This window comes from Blautia sp. CGZ-1-C1, from assembly GCF_056504575.1.
In genome coordinates this window covers 1-9,274 of record NZ_JBWLUT010000051.1, presented here as the reverse complement: position 1 = coordinate 9,274, position 9,274 = coordinate 1, and the positions used below count along the sequence as shown (strand labels likewise).

Here is a 9,274-nt window from a genome sequence, read left to right as displayed (position 1 = left end):
GATAACGCACTTCCATACTATCATTCACAGTACCAGCCAGTTCACAGCGAAAAAAAATAAATGTTTTTAACCACATCTACAGGGGGTGTAGCAACTCTTAGTCTTTGGGAATTTGCGTTATGTCAGAAAAATTCACTGTCTGAGCGAAGCGAGTTTGAATTTTTCTGGCATGGTTTTAGCAAATTTCCAAAGGCTTAGAGTTCCTGCCCCCGCAGCCGTGGTTCAAAACATTTATTTTTCTTCGCGTCCCCTTTGAAATCATTAAAAAGCTGTCGCTTTCCAAATAAATGAAGAAAACGACAGCCTTTTCAAAAAAGTATTTGCAAGCCTATTTAATAGCACCCTCAACCATACCATTCATAATCTGCTTCTGAGCAAGCAGGAATACGATGATCATCGGAATCATTGCCAGGAGTGCTGCAGTAAGGATCAGATCCCACTGCTTAACATAAGAACCAACAAACGCCTGTACAGCAACCGGAAGAGTCTTAACCTTACCATTCTGTCCTAACATCAGAGAAGGAAGAAGGTAATCGTTCCAGATCCACATACCATTCAGAATAGTAACGGTAACAATAACCGGTTTCAGAAGCGGGAGGATAATACGGAAGAAAGTTCCCTCAGGAGAACATCCGTCAATCGCTGCTGCTTCTTCCAGTTCATACGGAATACCTTTGATAAAACCAGTTAAGATAAATACTGTCATGGCACCACCGAATCCACAGTATGCAAATACGATACCAGGGATAGACTGCAGCATGCTGATTCCAAGGAATTTACCTACATCACGGAATGTAGAAACCAGAGGAAGCATAACTACCTGGAAAGGAATTGTCATGGATGCGATAAATGTCATATAAATAACTGTAGACCATTTTGTCTTGTTACGGCAGATAACCCATGCAGCCATACCGCCAAATAAAGCAAGTAATACAAGGGAAACAACTGTAATGATCGCAGATGTTCCGAATGCACTCCAGAAACTGAAGTTAGAGTTGTTGACAACGTTTGAAATATTTGTCTTAAACTGTGCAAAGCTTGCACCCACAAAGCTTACAGGGTTTGCAACAATACCGTTTGCATTCTTAAATGTATTAATAAGTACCAGATAGAAAGGAGATAATATGTACGCTGCGATAACAATCGCAACAGCTGTAAGCACTACCTTTGGCGTTTTCTTCGTAACCATTACATTTCAACCTCCTTCTTATTGGAAATTCTAACCTGAATAATAGATACAGCAGCCAGGATAATGAAGAACAGAATAGCTTTCGCCTGACCAAGTGCATAATTGTTCTTGGAGATCGCTGTATTATAAATATTCAGAGCCAGCATCTGAGTACCGTTTGTCAGATAGTTTCCGAAGAAACTTGCAACAGAACCTGTACCATTTGTTAAAGCCATGTTAACATCGAACTGTTTGAATGCTGATGTTAAGGTAAGGAATGTACAAATTGTAATTGTAGCTGCGATCATCGGAATCTTAATCTTAAATAATGTTGTAACTGCATTTGCGCCATCGATCTGTGATGCTTCCAGTACATCTTTAGGTACCTGTGTCAGACCAGTTACATAGATCAGCATGATATAACCTGCATACTGCCAGATATAAACAACGATGATAGCCATCATAGCTGTGTTTGTCTTTGACAGAAGTGAAATATTATTTGTCATCTTGATCAGTACATTGTTAAATACGAACTGCCATACATAACCAAGTACGATACCGCCGATCAGGTTTGGCAGGAAGTAGGAAGCTCTGAAGAATGAGAGTCCCTTAATCTTAGAAGTACAGAGTAATGCGAGCATAAACGCTACTACATTTACCAGAACCATGTTCAGAACTACAAACAGAATTGTGATGATCAGTGACCAGAGGAAACTTGGTTCATTGAACATTGTCTTGTAGTTTGCAAATCCTACAAATCCTGTCATCTTGATTCCATTCCAGTCTGTAAAGGAATAAAACACACCAAGGCATAATGGAATAATGACTGTTACTACAAATGTAAATAACAATGGAAATACAAATATAAAGTTAACGATGCTTCTGTGATGTTTTAATGTCGGGAATAAATACATTCCCAGTAAAATGCCGATTGCACCAATGATCAGTGCCGGACCTCTCCAGCCTGCTCCACTTCCGGAAATATCCTGAATCAATGCTACAGCCAGCAAAATAATACCGGCAATCAGACATACCATGGAGATTACTTTTTTACTAGCACTGTTTGTATTCATTTTGCCTTCACCCTTCCTATTTCTTATTCAAAGCAAAAATGCTACTGTCAATTTCGTTCTAAGTAACACAAAAATCAATGCGTCTTAACCGTTTTTGCGTACCTGAATGGAGGTCTGCCCGGACCTTTACTCAGGTATGCAGCGCAATAAAAATGGGCGGCAACATAATCGCCGCCCAACAGATATCAGTTATTCATTCTGATTAGTTTGCGTATGCACTCTCAAGAACCTGCTGCATTGTCTTTACAAATCCAGCTTCATCAAGGCTTCCAGATGCATAGTCAGCAAATACCTGACCTGTATAGTTCTGTGCGATACCTTCTTTGAAACCTGGAATTGACCAGTGCCATGCGGATGTCTTTCCTGCATTCTGATAATCAGTAATTGTCTGAGCAAACGGATCATCGCCTACGATTGTGCAGGATTTGAATGGGCTTACGAATCCAGCTTCTTTTACGAGGACTTCCTGAGCTTCGTCTGTTGTCAGCCACTGAAGGAATGCTTCTGCTGCTTCTACATTACCATCTTTGTATACAGACCACCAGGATGGGGAGCTTGTAAGGATTGTATCCTGTCCGTCTTCGAATGCGTATGGGATCATACCAACTTCGAAGTTACCAGCTTCTTTGTAAGCGTCAGCGTCATCACCAACCATTGTTGCACCGATCCAGGATCCCTGTGTAACAAATGCATATTTACCGGATGAGAAGTTCAGGATCTGCTGATCGTATGTACCGGAAACAAGGAGAGCAGGATCTGAATACTGGTTCAGAAGACCTACAAAGTTAGCGAAATCTGTGAAACGGTCTTCGTCAAGTTTACCGCCATCATTGAGCATGTCAATGTAAGTAGTGTCTTCTCTGTCAAGACCTTCATCCAGATATGTACCAAATAAATGGTTACCGGTTGACCAGTAAAGGTTAACTGGCTCTGCTGCATAACCTACAACTGCTGTAAGTCCAAGTTCATCTTTCTTGGAATCGATTGTCTCAAATGCTTCTTTGATTGCATCCGGACTTGTTAATGTGGAAGGATCAATTCCTGCTTTGTCAAGGATGTCTTTGTTATATGCAAGACCGATTGCTTCTGTTGTATATGGGAAACCGATTGTACCCTGGCTCTCATCAACATAAGCTGCATCTGTATCAGAAGCCCATTTCTGATCGCTCATATCTACTAACATATCTGTCCAGTTAGCAAAGTCTGCTCCACTACCGTTTACGAAAATATCAGGCATGTTATCTGACTGATAGTATCCTTTCAGAGTACCCTGGATATCGATTCCGCCGCCCATGGATTCGATTTCTACTTTAGTTCCTGTTTCTTTCTCATACATTTCAGCTAATTTCTTCAACTGAGCGTCAACTTCGATCTTACCGTTTACGAGACGAATACTGTCACCGTCTGCTGCCTGTACGGATACTGCTGCCGGAACCATTGATGCGATCATAGATACTGCTAAAAGTGTTGCAAATACTTTTTTCTTCATTTTCGTCACCTCGTCATTTTTTTAACTGTTTCTTTTACCTTTTGCGCATAAGGTTTTTTGATATTTGTATAATACCACTTTGTTTCTGAAATAGCAAGACCTTTTTCGCATAAGTTTGAATTTTTTTATCTTTCTTTTTCGTCATTTGTTAAATATGCACAATTTCTTTTTTCTGTCTTATTACACAATGTCCAAAAAAGTGCTACTTTGAGGTCAAAAAAATGCATATTCATTGGAATGGGTACTTTTTTTCGCACACCTTTCTCCTGAACATGCATCTTTTGTCCTTATGTTTTCCTTTTTTCTCTATAAAAACCTGTCGTTGTACTTATTCCAGGAATCTCTTCCATATCTTTAATCGTAACCATTTTCTGTCCATATTTCCTTCAAAATTATTTCATCTGCTTTGTATTCGAAGAAATCAAAATCTGCGCATTTCTTGTGAAGCACACGATCTGCACAGGTGATACCTACCATTGTTCCTGTAAATTCACCATATTTACAGTATTCATCAGAAAATCTCGTAGTATCAAAGATTCTTCCGATCTTCTGATAGTTTTCACCATCATAGCTCCATTCAAACCAGGATTTACGTCCTTCGATATAGAGTCTCAGATAGATTGGCTTATCTTCTACCGGAATTCTCGTGTTGAGGAATTCTGTTTTTTCACCATTTTCCAAATGGATGATAGACAACGCACTCTGTCCCAGTGTTTCGCTGTAATATTTTCGCAGATTGATATAGTTCATATTGTCGTAATACAGGATCAAGCCTGCACTGTGCTGATGAACTTCCGGCACGAATTCCATCTTTGTAGTGATTCTTGCATAAACACTGGTAAGTTTTCTGGCAAGGATACTTACTTTATTCAGAGAGGTTCTGGATTCCTGTCCACGGAGTCTTACATATCCCTTGCGTGCTTTTACATCCGCAAATCTCTCCGGCATGATTCTTGGCGCATAGTAGAAATTGCCAAGTTCTTCTCCGTCAAAGTCATCGAAATCAGGAGTTTTCTCTACCGGGTACTCTGGAAGGGAACTTTCCGGCACCTCCATTTTTGCCAGATTGCTTCCGTCAGCCATACGAAGCCAGTTATCCTCTGTCCACATCATCTTCTGGATTGCTGTTTCTCTTCCGAGTGTGCAGCGGAGTTCCGGCACGAACGGTCTGGAGCAGAGATGAACCAGGTATACCTCACCGGTAGGAAGTTCTACATAGCTTCCATGTCCGGATTTCTGCAAAATGGAGTCCGGATTGTAATATTTCGGTTTCAGATGATCGGGATCCTGTCTCTCATAAGACTCTCCCGGTACACTGGTCACAATCGGATTCTTCGGATCTTTTTCATATGGTCCCCAGACATTTCCGGAGCGTCCCATTGTAACACAGTGATTGTATCCTGTGCCGCCTTCTGCGCACATAATGTAATAATATTCTCCACGTTTAGTCAGATGAGGAGCTTCGATGCAACCTCTGTCTGTGCCGCCTCTCCAGATTCGTTTCGGATATCCTACAATTTCTTTTTTGGCAGGATCATATTCTACCATGCAGATCGCGCCTGGTTTTTCGTATCCTTCTCTTGTCTCCCACTCCAGGGAAACAATGTATTTCTTTCCGTTTGTATCATGGAACATGGAAGCGTCAAAACCTGAGGAATGAAGATATACAGGCTCACTCCATGGACCTCTGATATCTTTTGCACAGATCATAAAGTTATCTACATCGAAATATCTGGCATTCATGGAATTCATCACTCCATAAACCACATAGAACATATCTTCTTCCTCGCAGTAAGTCAGGCATGGTGCCCAGATTCCTTTTGCACTCGGAAGTTTCTTCAGATCTACTTTTTCATCATCTGTCAGTACATGGGTATATAATTCCCAGTTCTTTAAATCTCTGGAATGATAAACCGGAATTCCCGGAAACCATTCAAAAGTAGAAACTGCAAGATAATAGTCATCCCCTTTTCTGCAAATACACGGATCAGGGTTAAAACCTGGAAGTATTGGATTTTGAATCATTTTGACTTTTTTTCTCCTTAAATTATTCTGTATCTTTACAATCACACGGATTGTTAAATCGTTACAGCATATTTTATCATAAAAACAGCATTTCCGATATCCTATCAATATCTGAAATGCTGTTTTTTTATTGCTGTCTGTTATTTCTTTAAATCGTGTTTTATAATACACGGAACACAAGTTTATGCTGTCTGTTCTTTTTTCTTATTTGTGACTGTAAGCAGGTGACTCTTGATTAATACAGGACGTACTGCATTGTAAATTACTGCTACCAGGATTACTGAAACAACTGCATTGAATAGTGTAGCGGCAGCACTCATTTTCGCCAGTGCTTCGGCAAGTTTCTGCGGCTGTCCCAAGATATACTGTTTGTAGAAATATCCTACGATCGGATCTGCGATTACATTGAATCCAAGTCCTGCAACAGAAGCAATCAGGCTCCATTTGAATACATATTTCTTATCTGTACTTTCATTGATCTTTGCGATTTTGTGTGCTACCAGTCCTGTGATAAGGCCGATACAGAACTTCAGGACAAATGTTTTCGGCGCACCAGTAATATAAACCGGGTCCATCAGGTCTGCGATTCCCATTCCGATGGCACCGGACAAACCGCCATATACACCGCCGATAAGCAGTGCTGCCAGTACGCAGAATGCATTTCCAATATGAATGGAGGTCGCATCTCCGCCGGGTACCGGAATCTTAATCTGCAAAAATGTGAAAGATACGTAGCATAACGCAGCCATTAACGCTGTCTCAGCCAGTTTTGTAATTGTGCTGTTCTGTGTGTTCATAATAATTTCCCCTCTCGTGTTGCTGTATCAATTTATGAAGGTATGATACACTTTGTTGATTTTTATTTCAATGACCAGTTTCTTCATTTTTTCAGAGGTCAGATAAAAAAATCCTCTGCTGCCATGCACATTCCGCATGGAAACAGAGGACTTTATCCTGTTCATACTATTCTCAGGCATCCGCATTGCCTAATCTATGACCTATATCTTAGATTCTTGCTACGCCAGATTTTCTTGCAGCTTCTGCTACTGATTTAGCTACTGCATCTTTTACACGTGGATCGAATGCTGCCGGAAGAATATATTCCGGATTTAATTCTTCGTCACTTACCAGACCTGCGATCGCGTATGCTGCTGCCACTTTCATCTCGTCGTTGACATCTGATGCTCTTGCATCCAGTACACCACGGAAAAGTCCAGGGAAGCAAAGTACATTATTTACCTGATTCGGGTAATCAGAACGTCCTGTAGAAACAACTGCTGCTCCTGCTGCTTTTGCTTCATCAGGGAAGATCTCAGGTACCGGGTTTGCACATGCAAAGATGATCGGATCTTTTGCCATTGTGCGGACCATATCCTGTGTCAGTGTCCCAGGTGCGGATACACCGATGAAGACATCTGCGCCTTTGATTACTTCTGCAAGAGTACCTTTCTCTTTGTTGAAGTTTGTAATCTTAGCCATTTCTTCTTTGATTGGGTTTAATCCTTCTCTGCCTTCGTAGATCGCACCTTTTCTGTCTGTCATGATAACATTCTTAAGTCCCATGGACATTAACAGTTTGATGATGGCGATACCTGCTGCACCTGCTCCTGAAGTAACGATCTTAACTTCATCAAGTTTCTTTCCTACAATTTTCAGTGCATTGATGACACCTGCAAGTGTGATAACAGCTGTTCCATGCTGATCGTCATGGAAAATCGGAATATCGCAACATTCTTTCAGTTTCTTTTCGATCTCAAAGCATCTTGGTGCGGAAATATCCTCAAGGTTGATTCCACCGAAAGATCCGGCCAGGAGACTTACAGTCTTAACGATCTCATCAACATCTTTGCTGCGAACGCAAAGCGGAATGGCATCTACACCACCGAATTCTTTAAAGAGCACACATTTACCTTCCATAACAGGCATACCTGCTTCCGGACCGATATCTCCAAGTCCCAGTACTGCAGTTCCGTCTGTGACAACAGCAACTGTGTTCCAGCGTCTTGTTAACTCGTAGCTCTTGTTTATATCTTTCTGAATTTCAAGACAAGGCTGAGCAACACCAGGTGTGTAAGCAAGGCTTAAGGCATCTTTGGAATCTACTTTGGCTCTTGATACAACCTCAATTTTACCTTTTAAATCATAATGCATTTTTAAAGATTCTTTTGCGTAATCCATTTTCGATTTGGCTCCCTTCTGCACTCTTTTTTTGAGACGCCTACATTGTAACATTTACTTTGCCAAGATGCCACTGTTTTTTTTATTTTAAATTGACTATTTTTTATCAAAGTTATAAAAACAGCATTCTCACATTTTTGTTTATGGGAATGCTGTTTCAGTTATTGGACTTTGTTATTTATTTTCATCAAAATGTACTTCCGCACTGGCAACTGCACGCTCGTCCAAGAGCTGCTTAAAGGTCTTAGTCTTTGCCTTTTCTTCGTAATCGTCGGACCAGTAGTAGCCTTTCAGTTCGTCCATGTATTCGATATAATCGCAGAGGTATACGTATACTGTGGAAATATCTCTGTCTGAAATGGCAACTGTGTTGGCAGTTCCTGTAAACTTTCCAAAACTCATAGGTTTTCCATCTGCATCCAGAATAACCGGGAAATAATCCGCGGTGTCACCACTTTCATTCATGGTAATCTCAAACGGTGTCTTAGTCAGAGATATGACTCCGTTTCCTTCGCTGTCTACAGCCTGAATCTCTTTTATTACTGTCTGTGCATCATTTTTTTCTACAGGAATTGTGAAGTCCCAGTCTCCGTCCACCCACCAGTTTTCATATTTATTTGGGTGTTTATTTACATCCGGATAAAGTTTTGTATACTTATTATACATTTCCTGGTCGATCAATCTTAATGTTTCCTGCTGTTCTTCTGTGAAATTCTCATAGTCGTCTTCGTTTAAACCTGCATCTGCCACTGCCTGGTCACGTTCATCTCTCAACTCCTGTGGAATCTCCGGTGTTGTAGTTTCTTCTTCAGGTAACATACCTACTATCTGAGGAAAACTTAATTCCATGGTAAACTGATCCGGAACTTTGATTTCTTTCAGATAATCTTTTTCGTCAGGTGCTCCTGCCGCGACTGCGTCCTCAATAGTTACGTTCTCTGCATCCTCTATTCCAATTGCTGCTGCCATCTCCTCATTTGTAGCATTATACACATCATCAATTCCTTTTTCTTTCCAGAATTTTTCCCAGGCTTCATTAAATCTTTGCTCCCCTGCAAAATCATAAGTGAATTCAGTGTTGTCTATACGCAGCACTCCTGCAAATGTGTGATCATCAATCAATTGTCCATCCAGCGGAGCATTCACCAGCATATCGCCATCATTAAAATCACATTTCATCCATATACTGCCATTGTTCAGATTGATCCATGGCGTTCCGTCTTCTGTCAGAAGAGTATTCGGAATTTTTTCTTCCATACTAATGATAAGGGATATGTACAATGCAGTATCATTACAATATACTTCTGAGACAGTAAGTGTTGTACCATTGTAGGTCTGGCT

Annotated in this window: 7 protein-coding genes; all 7 read right to left on the bottom strand. The window is 40.7% G+C overall.

Annotated elements, in window-relative coordinates:
- Positions 1-328: 328 nt before the first annotated feature.
- Positions 329-1,189 carry a carbohydrate ABC transporter permease gene (locus AC058W_RS03265; RefSeq protein ID WP_118410910.1) on the bottom strand — a complete coding sequence of 287 codons (861 nt, stop codon included), beginning with the start codon at positions 1,187-1,189 and terminating at the stop codon, positions 329-331.
- The gene (locus AC058W_RS03260) at positions 1,189-2,241 is read right to left on the bottom strand and encodes a carbohydrate ABC transporter permease (RefSeq protein WP_117675754.1); all 1,053 of its coding nucleotides are present in this window, start codon (positions 2,239-2,241) and stop codon (positions 1,189-1,191) included. The genes AC058W_RS03265 and AC058W_RS03260 overlap by 1 nt, the downstream gene beginning before the upstream one ends.
- A 202-nt stretch (positions 2,242-2,443) precedes the next feature.
- A complete protein-coding gene (locus tag AC058W_RS03255; RefSeq protein ID WP_479389702.1) occupies positions 2,444-3,691 on the bottom strand; it encodes an ABC transporter substrate-binding protein in 1,248 nt (415 codons plus the stop codon).
- A 393-nt stretch (positions 3,692-4,084) separates the two neighbouring features.
- A complete protein-coding gene (locus AC058W_RS03250; protein ID WP_117675902.1) occupies positions 4,085-5,755 on the bottom strand; it encodes a glycoside hydrolase family 43 protein in 1,671 nt (556 codons plus the stop codon).
- 182 nt (positions 5,756-5,937) lie between these two features.
- Positions 5,938-6,552: an ECF transporter S component gene (locus AC058W_RS03245; protein WP_117844538.1), complete on the bottom strand. Its 615-nt coding sequence runs from the start codon at positions 6,550-6,552 to the stop codon at positions 5,938-5,940.
- A 208-nt stretch (positions 6,553-6,760) separates the two neighbouring features.
- Positions 6,761-7,933: an NAD(P)-dependent malic enzyme gene (locus tag AC058W_RS03240; protein ID WP_479389701.1), complete on the bottom strand. Its 1,173-nt coding sequence runs from the start codon at positions 7,931-7,933 to the stop codon at positions 6,761-6,763.
- Positions 7,934-8,107: 174 nt separating this feature from the next.
- Positions 8,108-9,274: hypothetical protein (locus AC058W_RS03235; RefSeq protein WP_479389700.1), on the bottom strand; the 1,167-nt coding region annotated here is incomplete at its 5' end.